General features: G+C 69.1%; 14 protein-coding genes. 10 read left to right on the top strand and 4 right to left on the bottom strand.

All coding sequences use genetic code 11. The annotated features are described in order from the left end of the window. Positions 1-3 precede the first annotated feature (3 nt). Positions 4-699 carry a DUF8185 domain-containing protein gene (locus ACPCXD_RS08285; protein WP_423659161.1) on the top strand — a complete coding sequence of 232 codons (696 nt, stop codon included), beginning with the start codon at positions 4-6 and terminating at the stop codon, positions 697-699. 7 nt (positions 700-706) lie between these two features. Here the strand turns inward: ACPCXD_RS08285 and ACPCXD_RS08280 are convergent, their stop codons facing one another. Next, positions 707-2,320, bottom strand: a complete 1,614-nt coding sequence (locus ACPCXD_RS08280; protein WP_423659160.1) for a glycoside hydrolase family 13 protein — start codon at positions 2,318-2,320, stop codon at positions 707-709. Between the two features lie 85 nt (positions 2,321-2,405). Here ACPCXD_RS08280 and ACPCXD_RS08275 point away from each other — a divergent pair, with 85 nt between their 5' ends. Next, entirely contained in the window at positions 2,406-2,825 is a 420-nt protein-coding gene (locus tag ACPCXD_RS08275; protein WP_145691844.1) for a cupin domain-containing protein, read from the top strand. Between the two features lie 18 nt (positions 2,826-2,843). Here the strand turns inward: ACPCXD_RS08275 and ACPCXD_RS08270 are convergent, their stop codons facing one another. Next, on the bottom strand, positions 2,844-3,236 hold the full coding sequence (locus ACPCXD_RS08270; protein ID WP_006551125.1) for a globin: 393 nt from the start codon (positions 3,234-3,236) through the stop codon (positions 2,844-2,846). 187 nt (positions 3,237-3,423) lie between these two features. Here ACPCXD_RS08270 and ACPCXD_RS08265 point away from each other — a divergent pair, with 187 nt between their 5' ends. From ACPCXD_RS08265 to ACPCXD_RS08255, 3 genes are read left to right on the top strand one after another with little or no spacing between them, the layout of a single operon-like run. Continuing rightward, on the top strand, positions 3,424-4,053 hold the full coding sequence (locus tag ACPCXD_RS08265; protein ID WP_080597645.1) for an HNH endonuclease: 630 nt from the start codon (positions 3,424-3,426) through the stop codon (positions 4,051-4,053). Between the two features lie 59 nt (positions 4,054-4,112). Beyond that, the gene (ctaJ, locus tag ACPCXD_RS08260; RefSeq protein WP_085467950.1) at positions 4,113-4,385 is read left to right on the top strand and encodes an aa3-type cytochrome oxidase subunit CtaJ; all 273 of its coding nucleotides are present in this window, start codon (positions 4,113-4,115) and stop codon (positions 4,383-4,385) included. Continuing rightward, on the top strand, positions 4,372-4,845 hold the full coding sequence (locus ACPCXD_RS08255) for a DUF5130 domain-containing protein (protein WP_160876428.1): 474 nt from the start codon (positions 4,372-4,374) through the stop codon (positions 4,843-4,845). The genes ctaJ and ACPCXD_RS08255 overlap by 14 nt, the downstream gene beginning before the upstream one ends. 110 nt (positions 4,846-4,955) lie before the next feature. Here the strand turns inward: ACPCXD_RS08255 and pepN are convergent, their stop codons facing one another. Both pepN and ACPCXD_RS08245 read right to left on the bottom strand, forming a co-directional pair. Further along, positions 4,956-7,538, bottom strand: coding sequence for an aminopeptidase N (gene pepN / locus ACPCXD_RS08250; protein ID WP_423659156.1), 2,583 nt, complete (start codon positions 7,536-7,538; stop codon positions 4,956-4,958). A 63-nt stretch (positions 7,539-7,601) separates the two neighbouring features. Beyond that, positions 7,602-8,843, bottom strand: coding sequence for an NAD(P)/FAD-dependent oxidoreductase (locus ACPCXD_RS08245; protein ID WP_229567881.1), 1,242 nt, complete (start codon positions 8,841-8,843; stop codon positions 7,602-7,604). A 159-nt stretch (positions 8,844-9,002) separates the two neighbouring features. Between ACPCXD_RS08245 and ACPCXD_RS08240 the strand changes: the two genes are divergently transcribed. The 5 genes from ACPCXD_RS08240 (at position 9,003) to ACPCXD_RS08220 (ending at position 13,489) form a co-directional block, all read left to right on the top strand. Further along, a complete protein-coding gene (locus tag ACPCXD_RS08240; protein WP_420714483.1) occupies positions 9,003-9,635 on the top strand; it encodes a mycothiol-dependent nitroreductase Rv2466c family protein in 633 nt (210 codons plus the stop codon). A gap of 37 nt (positions 9,636-9,672) precedes the next feature. Beyond that, a complete protein-coding gene (locus tag ACPCXD_RS08235; RefSeq protein WP_145691840.1) occupies positions 9,673-10,260 on the top strand; it encodes a GNAT family N-acetyltransferase in 588 nt (195 codons plus the stop codon). 178 nt (positions 10,261-10,438) lie between these two features. Then, a complete protein-coding gene (locus ACPCXD_RS08230) occupies positions 10,439-11,653 on the top strand; it encodes an SfnB family sulfur acquisition oxidoreductase (RefSeq protein WP_145691839.1) in 1,215 nt (404 codons plus the stop codon). Between the two features lie 210 nt (positions 11,654-11,863). Then, the gene (gene sfnG, locus ACPCXD_RS08225) at positions 11,864-12,979 is read left to right on the top strand and encodes a dimethylsulfone monooxygenase SfnG (RefSeq protein WP_026061069.1); all 1,116 of its coding nucleotides are present in this window, start codon (positions 11,864-11,866) and stop codon (positions 12,977-12,979) included. Positions 12,980-13,009: 30 nt separating this feature from the next. After that, a complete protein-coding gene (locus ACPCXD_RS08220) occupies positions 13,010-13,489 on the top strand; it encodes a ribose-5-phosphate isomerase (protein ID WP_016691858.1) in 480 nt (159 codons plus the stop codon). The last annotated feature ends 2 nt before the right edge of the window (positions 13,490-13,491 follow it).

Genomic DNA, 13,491 nt, shown 5'->3' with positions numbered 1-13,491 from the left:
GACGTGACCGACGACCGGATCCGACACGCAGAGCGTCTTCTGACGCTCGCCGGCCCCGACGACAGCGTCGATCTCGCCGCCTTTCTGGCCCGGGCCGCGCGTCTCGACGAGGCCGCGGTGGTGCGGTTGCGCCGCCGCGGCGACGGACTGCTCGGCGTGTGGACGCGTACCGGTTTCGAGGTACTCGCCGGACGCGTCGTCCGCGGAACCGTGGCTCCGGCCGACACCTGCGTGGCCGCCGAGTCGCTGCGGGCCGCGCTCCTCGCCGGGTCCGAACCGCGCACCGAGGTCGACCCGGGTTGGGCGATGGATTCCGCCTGGCGCGGCGCACTTCCGCCCGACGACGGCTACGTCCACGTCGACGACGTGCCGGCGCGGATCCTCGTCGAACTCGCGCAACGCGGCGTCGCGCTCACCCGCGAGCACGGCGCGCAGGGACCACCGGCGTCGTTGCTCGCCCAGGAGGTTCTCGAAGTGAGCGGCGCCGGGACGACCGTGGGCGTGCCGATGCGCATGGTGTTCGCGCTCGGTGCGATGGGCTTCGTGCCCGGTGCCGGTCGTGACAGCGTCGACTCGACGGACATCGATCCCGCCGAGGTGGTTCGAGTGCGGGCGCACGCCACCTGGATGCGCCTCGACGCCCGCTTCGGCTCGGTCTACCTGCGCCGCGGCGGCGGACTCGGTCTGAGCGTCCTCTGACGAGATCTCACGCCAACCAGACGGCGGCGTCCGGTGGCAGTACGTGCCCGGTGAGCGGCGCACTCGCGAGCAACACCTCACCGGCAGGCAGATCGACCGCGACGTCGCCGGCGTTGAGCACACAGGTCAGGCCGTCGGAACGGCGGAACGCCAGGCACCCGGCCGGGCTTCCGTACCAGCCGATCCCGCCGCCCTCGGATCGTCTTCGCTCCGTACGGATCTCGATCGCCCGGCGATACAGCGAGAGCGTCGAGCCCGCATCCTCGAGTTGCTTCTCGACGGTCAGGGCCGACCACTCCGGGGGCTGGGGCAGCCACGACGACCCGGCGGAAGTGAATCCGAAGGGCGGCGCCCCGCCCTCCCACGGCAGCGGCACGCGGCATCCGTCGCGTCCGCGTTCGGTGTGGCCGGACCGCTCCCAGACAGGGTCCTGCAGCACCTCGTCGGGCAGGTCGACGTTCGGCAACCCCAGTTCGGCGCCGTTGTAGACGAACACCGCTCCCGGGAGCGCGAGGGCGACGAGGATCATCGCGCGTGCCCGGGCGAGCCCGACCTCACCGCCGCCGTATCGCGTGACCTCGCGGTCGACGTCGTGGTTCGACAGCGTCCACGTCGGTGAGGCCTGCACCGACGTCACCGCGGCCAGGCCCTTCTCGATCGCGTCGCGGACGGCGTCGGCGTCCCAGTCCGACAGGGTCAGGTGGAAGTCGAAGGCGAGGTGGAGTTCGTCCGGGCGGAGATACTCGGCGAACCTCTCGTGGTCGTCGACCCAGATCTCACCGATCGCCACCGAGTCGGGGTACTCGTCGAAGACCCGCCGGATGCGACGGTGGATGTCGTGCACCTCGGGATTGTTGAACCGCGGGTCGGCAGGGGAGTGCCCGAGCAGTTCGTTCGTCTCCCATCCGTCGTGGTCGGGAAGGTCCGCGGGCTTGGCCATGCCGTGCGCCACGTCGATGCGGAAACCGTCCACACCCCGGTCCAGCCAGAACCGCAGGGTCTTGTCGAGATCCTCGACGACCACCTCGTCGTCCCAGTTCAGATCGGGCTGCCCGGGAGCGAAGACGTGCAGATACCACTGGCCCGGCGTGCCGTCGGGTTCGGTGATGCGGGTCCAGGCGGGCCCGCCGAAGACGCTCGGCCAGTTGTTCGGTGGCGCGCTGCCGTCCGGTCCGCGCCCGTCGCGGAAGTGGAAGCGCCGGCGTTCACGGCTGCCCGGCCCGGCTTCGAGCGCGGCCCGGAACCAGCGGTGCTCGACGCTGACGTGGTTCGGCACGAGGTCCATCACCACCCGGATGCCGCGCGCGTGGGCGTCGGTGACCAGCGCTTCGAGATCGGCGATGTTGCCGAACAGTGGGTCGATGTCGCGGGGGTCGGAGACGTCGTAGCCGTGATCGGCCATCGGTGAACGCATCACCGGGTTGAGCCAGATCGCGTCGACACCGAGCAGTTCGAGGTAGCCGAGGCGGCTGCGCACACCCGCGAGGTCGCCGATGCCGTCACCGTTCGCGTCGACGAACGAGCGGGGATAGACCTGGTAGAAGACCGCGTCGCGCCACCACGGCGCCGTCGGGTCGCCTCGTCCGGAGGTCGGTGCTGCGGGGTGGGCCACGGGAGTCATCGTGTCAGACGACAGGGCGAAAGGCAGGGCGAACGGTGCCCGCGACCGTTCCGTCGGGACCTGGCCGCATGATAGGACGAACGGCATGAATACGACATCGATCGTCGCGGTCCGGCTGGACGACGTGGAGTTGCGCGACGACCCGATCAACCCTGCGTGGATTCACGAGGGTGCTCCCGTGGCACGCAGCGGTCAGTGGGCGACCAGCGTCGACCGCACCACCACCACACACGTATGGGACTGCACGGCCGGTCGCTTCGACTGGCATTTCGGCGTCGACGAGATCGTCCACATCGTGGAGGGCTCGGTCATCGTCTCGTCCGCCGACTCCGAACCACGCACCTTGCGAGCCGGGGACGCGGCGCTCTTCCGTGCCGGTACCACCGCGCTGTGGGAGGTCCCCGAATACGTGCGCAAGCACGCCATCCTGCGACGTCATCTGTCTCCGATGGCGCGGTTCACCCAGAAGGTGGAGGACCGCCTGCGCCGGATGCTGGGCCGCTGACCCCGGACACGCCGACCCCTAGATGGGGGAATTCATCATCGAGTCGGCCGCCATGTTCATGTAGTCGACGAGCTGCCGGCGGTGCTCGTCGTCGAGCGTCTTCTCGTCGATCGACGCGATCGCGGTGTGCATGCACCGCAGCCAGGCGTCGCGCTCGAGCGGCCCGATCCGGAAAGGATGATGACGCATGCGCAGCCGCGGGTGGCCCCGCTCCTCGGAGTAGGTGCGCGGGCCGCCCCAGTACTGCTCCAGGAACATCCGCATGCGCCGTTCGGCCGGACCGAGATCCTCCTCGGGATACAGGGGCCGGACGATCTCGTCCCGCGCGATCTCCTCGTAGAACCGTGCAGTGAGCCGGCGGAACGTCTCGGCGCCACCGACCGCCTCGTAGAAGGTCTGCTCGTCACTCATCTGTATTCGTTCACCGTCCCTCTCGACCGTCCATTGTGCCCGCTCCCGACCGCACACCGCCCGACGAGCCGTGCCGGGGCGGGACCGTCACCGGATGTTCACCGGCCCGACCTGGACCGGTCCGCTGATTTCGGGTGCGATTCGAAAGCATCCGTGGTCCACTGTTCCCAGTCTTTTCGGAGGTCGTATGAAGCACAGCAGCAGCTCGCATCGACAACTCCCGCCCGCGGACGCCCCTGCAGGGGTGCCGGGGGCTACCACACTGCGCGTGGTGCACGACAGCACCGCGACGGTACCCGACTGGTTGAAACGTCGAGTGTTGCTGCTCAACGCCACCTACGAGCCGCTCACCGCCCTGCCCGCCCGCAGGGCCGTGGTCCTGATGGCCGGGGGCAAGGCCGATACCGTGCACGACGATCCGCTCGCCCCGCTCGTGCGATCGGCCGAATGGTCGGTGCAACTGCCGTCCGTGATCCGTCTGCGCAACTACGTGCGCGTTCCGTATCACGCGCGGGTGCCGCTCACCCGGGCCGCGCTCATGCACCGCGACCGGAACCGGTGCGCTTACTGCGGAGGCAAGGCCGAGACGATCGACCACGTCGTGCCGCGCAGCCGCGGCGGCGAGCACACCTGGGAGAACTGTGTCGCATGCTGCGCGCCGTGCAACCATCGCAAGGCCGACAAGCTGCTCACCGAACTCGGATGGACCCTGCGTGTGGTGCCGAATCCGCCCAAGGGCCGGCACTGGCGCCTGCTCGCGACCCTGCCCGAGTTGCACCCCACCTGGCTGCCCTATCTGGGGGAGGGCGCGGCCTGATCGGGTCGTTCTCCGGGGCGTATGAGGCCTTTCGAGCCCGGCTGGGCTAACGTTTGGCTGTGAGCATTCTCGAGACAACCCTGATCTTCGTCGGCATCCCGCTGCTGATCGTCTTGGTCTTCGGTGGGCTGTCCTTCGTCATGAGCAAGTACCCGGGCTCCACGCCGTCGGACGACCCGTACACGCTCGACCGGAAATGGGAGTACGAACCGCTCCTGTGGACCGCGACCGACGAATCGACCCATCCCTGGAAATACCCGCATCATGGTCACGGTCATGCCGCTCTGACCTCGGCGGAGCTGATCGGAGGTACCGCAAGTGGCAAGTGGTGACGTGATCCAGCGTCCGGCCGTCGCGCCGGAGAACCTGCCGCACGGTGCGGCACTCACCGCGAGCGGACGCATCTCCGCCGTGCGCGGTCTCGGGCAGGCCTTCACGGGCGCGCCGTTCAAGGACCGCGACCTCATCACCCTCGACGACACGCTCACGCACGCGATACGGATCACCAATGTGCGGTTCACCGTCTACATCGGTGACGACGTGAATCCGGCCGCGGCGACCGACGCCCTGCTGCCGACGACGCCGGACGCCGACAACTCGGTCCTCGTCGCCGTCTTCCCGAACCAGCGGAGCATCGAGGTCCGCTCGGGTCGTACCGCCGCCGACCGCGCCACCGACCGCGTGCTGCAGCTCGGCATCACCGCGGCCGTGTCGTCCTTCGGTCAGGGGAATCTGCTCGACGGCATCACCAGCGCCGTCCGCGTCATCGCGAACGCCATGGTCGCTCCCTGATACGGAGCCCACGACCATCTGTGGCCCGCTGCCGCTCCGTGAAGGAGAGGCAGCGGGCCACAGTCGTCTCATGGGGGCACCGCCCACAGTCGTTCGGTGAGGTCGGTGCGTCAGGACGCGTCGAACGCGCGTGCCTTCAACGAGCGCACGACCCCGGCACGACCCTCGACGACGAGCCGGCGCAGGGCCGGCGGATGGTCGCCGGCGAGGAACTCGTCGGCCGCCGCCACCGACTGCTCACTGATCGACCACGACGGGTACAGCCCGATCACGACGGTCTGCGCGACCTCGCTCGAACGACGCTCCCACACTCCCGGCACCTCCGCGAAGTACCGCGCGACGTACGGCTCGAGCAGTTCACCCTGACCGGCCGGGGCGAAACCGCCGATCACGGCGCGCGCCGTGATGTTCGGGACGCTGTCGTCGTGCACGACCGTCTGCCACACCTGTTCCTTGACGGCCTCCTGCGGACGCGCCGCGCGGGCGGCCGCCGCCTGGCGGGCACCCGCGGCCGTCGGGTCGCGTTCGGCCTCCGCGTCGATGAACGGCGACTCCACGCCCTCGGCATCGACCTCGCCCGCCGCGGCGAGCGCCTGGACGATCCGCCAGCGCAGATCGGTGTCGACCGTCAGCCCGGGCAGGCCGACCGTCGCCGGATCCGCGCCCAGCAACTCCTCGAGCACCTCGGTGTGCCAGGGCGACAGGTACGCGGTGGTGAGCGCGTTGACGAACGCGAGCTGATGGTCGGAGCCGGCCTCGGACTCGCGGGCGAGCTCGAGCAGACGGTTGGCGAAGTCCGCCCGGCCCTGCTCCGCGGCCCAGGACGGGTCGGCGTAGCTCTCCAGCGCGGTGTGCGCCTGCATGAGCAGACGCTGGACGACACCGACCTCGGTCTCGGCGGCGATGCCGCGCTGCACGAGGGCGACGAAATCGCGCGCCTTCATCTCGGCCTGACGGGTCATCTCCCACGCCGCCGACCACACCAGGGTGCGCGGCAGCGACTCGGCGATGTCGCCGACCCGGTCGATGACGGTCGCGAGCGACTCCTCGTCGAGACGCACCGAGCAGTACGTCAGGTCGTCGTCGTTGACGAGGACGAACGCGCCGCGCGGCACACCCACCAGATCGGGCACCTCGGTGCGCTCGGCGGCGTCGACGTCGATCTCCACGCGGTGCGTGCGGACGAGCTTGCCGGAGCCGTCGTCGTCGTACACACCGATCGCGAGGCGGTGCACGCGGAACTCCCCGGCGCCGGGCTGGGCACCTTCCTGCACCACCGCGAAACGCGTGAAGCGTCCCTGGTCGTCGACCTCGAAGTCCGGTCGCAGGATGTTCAGGCCGGTGGTCTTGAGCCACTGGGCGCCCCAGTCCGACAGGTCGCGGCCGGAGGACTTCTCCAGCGCGGCGAGCAGGTCGTCGAAGGTGGCGTTGCCGTAGGCGTGGTCGCGGAAGTACTCGCGCAGACCGGCGAGGAAGGACTCCTGCCCGACATAGGCGACGAGCTGCTTGAGCACCGACGCGCCCTTGGCGTAGGTGATGCCGTCGAAGTTGACCTCGACCGCGGCGAGGTCGGGGATGTCGGCGGCGATGGGGTGCGTCGACGGCAGCTGGTCCTGCCGGTAGGCCCACGACTTCTCGACGTTCGCGAAGGTCGTCCACGCGTTGGTGTACTCGGTGGCCGAGGCCTGGCACAGAACCGACGCGAACGTCGCGAACGACTCGTTGAGCCACAGGTCGTCCCACCAGCGCATGGTGACGAGGTCGCCGAACCACATGTGTGCCATCTCGTGCAGGACGGTCTCGGCGCGGCGCTCGTAGGAGTAGCGGGTGACCTTGGAGCGGAAGACGTAGTCCTCCAGGAAGGTCACCGCGCCCGCGTTCTCCATCGCCCCGGCGTTGAATTCGGGCACGAACAGCTGGTCGTACTTGCCGAAGGCGTAGGGGATCCCGAAGTTGGCGTGGTAGAAGCCGAAGCCCTGCTTGGTCTCGGTGAACAGCCGGTCGGCGTCCATGTACTCCGCGAGCGACGCGCGGCAGAAGATGCGCAGCGGGATGGTGCCGTGCTCGTCGGTGTACTCGTCGGACCACACCGCGTACGGGCCGGCGATGAGCGCGACGAGATAGGTGCTCATCCGCGGGGTGGTGCGGAAGATGTGCAGGCCCGGCTGCGCGGCCGCCGTCTGCACGGTGTCGGCGTTGGAGATCACGGCCCAGTCCTGCGGCGCGGTGACCTTCAGGTCGAAGGTGGCCTTGAGGTCGGGCTGGTCGAAGCACGCGAACATCCGCTTGGCGTCGGCCGTTTCGAACTGCGAGTACAGATACACCGCGTCGTCGGTGGGGTCGACGAACCGGTGCAGGCCCTCACCGGTGTTCGTGTACAGGCAGTCGGCGTCGACGACGAGTTCGTTGTGGGCGGCGAGACCGGTGAGGGCGATGCCGGTCTCCTCGGAGTATCCGGACACGTCGACGGATTCGCCGTTGAGGGTCGCCGAGTGCACGGTCTTCGCGATGAGGTCGATGAACGTCGAGGCGCCCGCGGTCGCGTCGAATCGGACAGTGGTCACCGACCGGAAGGTCGTGGTGCCCGGCGCGCCGGCACCGTCGGTGAGATCCAGTTCGATGCTGTAGTTGTCGACGGACAGGATCGCGGCCCGTTCGGCGGCCTGCTCGCGGGTCAGATTCGGTGGTGCCACGGGAGAACTCCTTCTCACGACGGAATGTCGGTCGGCGTCCATCCCATCATGATCGGCGAACCCTCACGGAGCGACGTCGGACAACGGCACCGTGGTGTCCGTCAACCGGCCGACGTCGACGGGCCGCCCCGAGGCGATGAGAGCGCGGATGTCGTCCCCGGCATCCCAGATGTTGACGTTCATCCCCGCCCGGACCCGCTGCTCGTCGTCGAGCCAGAACGCGAGGAACTGCCGTCCCGGCACGTCGCCGCGGGTGACCACCCGCGCGTCGCGGGGAGCGAGCCCGACGTATTCCATGCCGAGGTCGTACTGGTCGGTGAAGAAATAGGGGAGCCGGTCGTAGGTCGCGTCGCGGCCGAGCATCGTCGCGGCCGCGACGGCCGGCTGGTTCAAAGCGTTGGCCCAGTGTTCGACGCGCACCCGGGTGCCGAGCAGCGGATGCTCCGCCGACGCGATGTCGCCGACCGCCACGATGTCCGGATCGCTCGTCCGCAGCGATGCGTCGACGAGCACGCCGTCGTCGACCGCGAGCCCGGCGTCGCGGGCCAGCTCGACGTTCGGGCGCGCCCCGACCGCGACGAGCACGGCGTCGGCGGGCACCACACTGTCGTCGCCGAACCGGATGCCGCTCGCGCGACCGTCGTAGGCGACGATCTCGCGCACCGAGGTGTTCGTCCGCAGATCGACCCCGTTCGCGCGGTGCAGGTCGGCGAACACCGCACCCATCTCCTCGCCGAGGGCGCCGAGCAGGGGCTGCGTCGCGGTCTCCGCGACCACCACGCCCGCGCCCCGGCCGCGGGCGTTCGCGGCGATCTCCATGCCTATCCATCCCGCGCCGATGACGGCCAGCCATCCCGCGTGGTCGGTCTCGCCCTGGATCGCGGCGAGCAGCGCATCGGAGTCCTCGACGGTGCGCATGACGTACACGCGTTCGGCGTCGGCTCCGGGAATCGGGACCGTGCGGGGCGTCGAGCCCGTTGCGAGAGCAAGCTTGTCGTAGTGCAGCGTCGACCCGTCGGGCAGCGTCACCGTGTGGGCGGCCGGATCGATCGCGGTGACCTTCGTGCCGAGCAGCAGTTCGACGCGGTGGTCGCGGTACCAGTCGCCGTCGTGCACCGTGAAGTCGGCGAGTTGCTTGCGTCCGGCGAAGTAGTCCTTCGACAACGGCGGTCGCTCGTAGGGCAGGTGCTCCTCCGCGCCGATCAGCAGGATGCGCCCGGGAAAGTCGCGGGCGCGCAGTTCCTCTGCCAGCTTGGCGCCGGCCAGACCCGCGCCGACGATCAGAAACGTTTCCTCACCCGACATCGTGGTGCCTCCACTGTGATGCGTGCCGGACCTGCTTCCCGGCTCCGACGTTACGGCTACCGCCCGCACTACGGCCCGGTTCAGGAAGAATCGTCGACGGGGCCGTGTTGAACATGCTTGTAGTTGTCCGGCCCGTACGAACTCTTGTGAGGAGATCTCTTGAGCGACCTGACTGCCGCGTCCTCGACCGGCAAGGACACCGCCGACTTCTGGTTCGATCCGTTGTGCCCGTGGTGCTGGATCACCTCGCGCTGGATCCTCGAGGTCACGAAGGTGCGCGACATCGAGGCGCGTTTCCACGTGATGAGCCTGGCCGTGCTGAACGAGGGGCGCGACCTGCCGGAGGAGTACGCCGAGCTGATGACGAAGGCGTGGGGCCCGGTGCGCGTCGCGATTGCCGCGGCGCAGAAGTACGGCGACGACATCCTCTCCCCGCTGTACACGGCGATGGGCACCCGCATCCACAACGAGGGCAACAAGGACTTCGCGGACGTGATCGCCGCGTCGCTCGCCGAACTCGACCTCGACGCCTCGCTGGCAGAGGCCGCCGACAGCGATGCCTACGACGAGGCTCTGCGCACGAGCCACCACGCCGGCATGGACAAGGTGGGCCAGGACGTCGGTACCCCCACGATCCACGTCAACGGCATCGCCTTCTTCGGTCCCGTCCTGTCGAAGATCCCGCGCGGCGAAGAGGCCGGGAAGGTGTGGGACGGCGTGGTCGCTCTCGCGTCCTACCCGCATTTCTTCGAACTCAAGCGCAGCCGCGACGAGGAGCCCGACTTCTCCTGACCGGGCATCGCCGTGGCGCTCGGTAGAGTGCCACGGCGTGTCGAACGATCATGTGGTCCGGCCGGCGACGGTGCACGATGTCGAGAAGGCGACGGCAACGCTCGGACGAGCGTTCCGCGACTATCCGTTCACCCGCTACACCGTCGACGGCCGAGACCACGAGACCCGGGTCCGCGACCTGCAGGGGCTCTTCCTCGCCGAGATCGGCATGCGCTGCGGCGAGGTGTGGGTCTCCGACGACGTCGACGCGGTGGCCGTGTGGACGACGCCCGACTCCATCGGGCTCGGGGAGGCGTTCGCGTCCGTCGCCGATCGGGTGACGGAACTGCGGGGCGATCGTGCCCGCGCCGCCGAACTGGCCGAGCAGGCCACCGCGGAACTGCAGCCGAACGAGCCCGTGTGGTTCCTGGCCACGGTGGGCGTCGATCCCACCTCGCAGGGTCGCGGCCTGGGACGGGCCGTCCTCGAACCCGGACTCCGCGCGGCCGAGCGGCAGGGGGTCGCGGCCTGTCTGGAAACCTCCTCGGAGACGAACGTCGCGCTCTACGAACGTCTCGGATTCGTCGTCACCGGTGTCGTGGAGCTGCCGGACGGCGGCCCGAAGGTCTGGGCGATGCGCCGCTGACCTGACGGAGACTCGGGACCGGAGGTCGCAACGCTCCGCGCGTACAGACTTGTGCTCATCCCGAATTCAATTCTCGGCTTCGGGTCGGACGCGGACTACCGTGATGCATCATGGCTGTTCCCTGTCCCCGTACCCTGCTCGTCACACCCAGCGCGTCGCTCGCGCCGGAGGTGACGCGATGACCACCTCACGCACCGCGACCCGCCTTGCAGACACCGGCGAGGCCCTGCGCGTCGCTTCTGCGCTCGCCGACGAGTTCGCAGCCGGCGCGTCACGTCGTGATGCCGAACGGGAACTGCCGCGCGACGAGATCCGCGCGCTCGCGTCCTCCGGACTGCTCGCGGTGACCGTGCCCACCGAATACGGCGGCATCGCCGCTCCGTACGAAGTGGTCGCCGAGATCTTCCGGATCCTGGCCTCGGCGGATCCGAGCATCGCCCAGATCCCGCACTCGCACTTCACCTTCCTCGAGGCGATCCGGTCCCAGGGCAGCGACGAGCAGAAGCGTTTCTTCTACGGCGAGGTGCTCGACGGGGCGCTGTTCGCCAACGCCCAGAGCGAACGCGGATCGCGTGCGGTGAACATCGACAGCACCGTGCTGCGCCGACGGGACGACGGCTACGTCCTCACCGGCCGCAAGTTCTACAGCACCGGTGCGCTGTTCGCCGACTGGATCGCGGTGCGCGCCAGCCTCGCCGACAACCCGGACGCGACCGACGCGTCGACCCCGAAGGCCGTCGCCTTCGTCCGGCGCGAGACCGCCGGACTCACCGTCGTCGACGACTGGGACGGCATGGGCCAACGCACCACCGCCAGCGGCACCGTCACCCTCGACGACATCGAGGTCCCCGACGCGGCGGTCGTGCCGTACACGCCGATCTTCGAAGCGCCCACCACCTACGGCGCTCAAGCGCAGCTGCTGCACTCGGCGATCGACGTGGGTATCGCGACCGGCGCACTCGCCGAGGCCGTCGTCCAGGCAGGTCGCGCACGGCCGCACTTCGAGGCGGATGTCGAACGAGCAGTGGACGATCCGCTGCTCGTCCAGATCGCCGGAGAGGCCACCGTCACCGTCCGGGCCGCCCAGGCACTGCTCGCGGAGGCAGGGCGGGCCGTCGACCGCGCACGCGCGAACCCGACCGCAGAGACCACCGCCGCGGCCTCCATCGAGGTCGCGACCGCGAAGGTCGCCGCGACCCGCGCCGCCGTCGAGACGGCGAACATCCTGTTCGAACTCGGCGGCACCCGCAGCGCATCGGGAGCCGCGAATCTGTCGCGCTACTGGCGCGACGCCCGCACGCACACCCTGCACGACGCGACCCGGTGGAAGCTCCAGCACATCGGCCGGTGGACCCTCAGCGGCACCCACCCGCCGCGCTACGGCGTGCTCTGACCCGCCTCCGGCGGGGTGTGCTCCGACCTGCCTCCGGCGGGGTGTGCTCCGACCTGCCTCCGGCGGGGTGTGCTCCGACCTGCCTCCGGCGGGGTGTGCTCCGACCTGCCTCCGGCGGGGTGTGCTCCGACCCGCCTCCGGCGGTCCACTGTTCGGATCTCGTTGATTCTTATGGTGGGCGCGGGACCGATCCCGGGCTTGGATGAACACATGTCGACCGAACGCATCGCCGATCAGACCACTTTCGCCTACTGGGTGCCCAACGTCAGTGGTGGTCTGGTCACCTCGGACATCGAACAGCGCACGAGCTGGGACTACGAGTACAACGTCGAGCTCGCCCGTACGGCCGAGAACAACGGCTTCGAATACGCACTGAGCCAGGTGCGGTACGAGGCCAGCTACGGCGCGGAGTTCCAGCACGAGTCGACGAGTTTCAGCCTCGCCCTGCTGCTCGCCACCGAGCGGCTCAAGGTCATCGCCGCCGTCCACCCCGGTCTGTGGCAGCCGGCCGTGCTGGCCAAGCTCGGCGCGACCGCCGACCAGCTGTCCGGTGGCCGGTTCGCGGTCAACGTCGTCAGCGGATGGTTCAAGGACGAGTTCACCCACATGGGTGAGCCGTGGCTCGAGCACGACGAGCGCTACCGGCGCAGCGCCGAGTTCCTCCAGGTGCTCCGCAAGATCTGGACCGAGGACGAGGTCGACTTCCGCGGCGACTTCTACCGGATCCACGACTTCACACTGAAGCCGAAGCCGGCCAACACCCCCGAGCGCCCGAATCCGGAGCTGTTCCAGGGTGGCAACTCCACCGCCGCCATCGCCAACGGTGGTCGCTACGCCGACTGGTACTTCAGCAACGGCAAGGACTACGACGGCATCACCGCCCAGATCGACGAGCTGCGCGAGGTCGCCCGTGCCCACGACCGCGAGGTGAAGATCGGGCTCAACGGGTTCATCATTGCCCGCGACACCGAGAAGGAGGCCCGCGACACCCTCCGGGAGATCGTGGAGAAGGCGAACAAGCCGGCCGTCGAGGGCTTCCGCAGTGCCGTCCGGCAGGCCGGTTCGTCCACGGGCGACAAGAAGGGCATGTGGGCGGACTCGACTTTCGAGGATCTCGTCCAGTACAACGACGGTTTCAAGACCCAGCTCATCGGCACGCCCGAGCAGATCGCACATCGCATCGTCGAATACCGTCGTCGCGGCGTCGACCTGATCCTCGCCGGTTTCCTGCACTTCCAGGAGGAGGTCGAGTACTTCGGCAGGAACGTGCTGCCGATCGTGCGCGAACTCGAGGCCCAGGAGGCCCGCGAACCCGTCGGCGTCTGACACACCGACCGGCCTCGTTAGACTCGGCCCATGCGCGTTTACCTGGGAGCCGACCACGCGGGCTTCGAACGGAAGAATGAGATCATCGAGCACCTGAAGAAGAACGGCCACGAGCCGATCGACTGCGGTGCGTTCGAGTACGACGCCCTCGACGACTACCCGGCCTTCTGCATCGAGGCCGCGCGGCGCACCGTCGCCGACAAGGGCAGCCTCGGCATCGTGCTCGGGGGTAGCGGCAACGGCGAGCAGATCGCCGCCAACAAGGTGCCGGGTGCGCGCTGCGCCCTGGCGTGGAGCGTCGACACCGCCAAGCTTGCGCGCGAGCACAACAACGCGCAGCTCATCGGCATCGGTGGCCGTATGCACAGCCTCGAGGAGACCCTCGCGATCGTCGACGCCTTCCTGTCGACCGAGTGGTCGAACGAGGAGCGTCACCAGCGCCGCATCGACATCCTCGCCGAGTACGAGAAGACCGGCGAGGCCCCGGCGGTTCCCGGCGCGCCTGCCTGATC

The sequence above is a fragment of the Rhodococcus sp. AB351 genome, from assembly GCF_049538275.1.
Classification (GTDB): Bacteria; Actinomycetota; Actinomycetes; order Mycobacteriales; family Mycobacteriaceae; genus Rhodococcus.
This window is presented reverse-complemented; position numbering and strand designations above follow the sequence as displayed.

What these genes read in the sequence shown, in the direction of transcription:
- ACPCXD_RS08280 (WP_423659160.1), bottom strand. Translation starts at nt 2,320, where the DNA reads ATGACTCCCGTGGCCCACCCCGCAGCACCGACCTCCGGACGAGGCGAC.
- ACPCXD_RS08275 (WP_145691844.1), top strand. Translation starts at nt 2,406, where the DNA reads ATGAATACGACATCGATCGTCGCGGTCCGGCTGGACGACGTGGAGTTG.
- ACPCXD_RS08270 (WP_006551125.1), bottom strand. Translation starts at nt 3,236, where the DNA reads ATGAGTGACGAGCAGACCTTCTACGAGGCGGTCGGTGGCGCCGAGACG.
- ACPCXD_RS08265 (WP_080597645.1), top strand. Translation starts at nt 3,424, where the DNA reads ATGAAGCACAGCAGCAGCTCGCATCGACAACTCCCGCCCGCGGACGCC.
- ACPCXD_RS08245 (WP_229567881.1), bottom strand. Translation starts at nt 8,843, where the DNA reads ATGTCGGGTGAGGAAACGTTTCTGATCGTCGGCGCGGGTCTGGCCGGC.
- ACPCXD_RS08230 (WP_145691839.1), top strand. Translation starts at nt 10,439, where the DNA reads ATGACCACCTCACGCACCGCGACCCGCCTTGCAGACACCGGCGAGGCC.
- sfnG (WP_026061069.1), top strand. Translation starts at nt 11,864, where the DNA reads ATGTCGACCGAACGCATCGCCGATCAGACCACTTTCGCCTACTGGGTG.
- ACPCXD_RS08220 (WP_016691858.1), top strand. Translation starts at nt 13,010, where the DNA reads ATGCGCGTTTACCTGGGAGCCGACCACGCGGGCTTCGAACGGAAGAAT.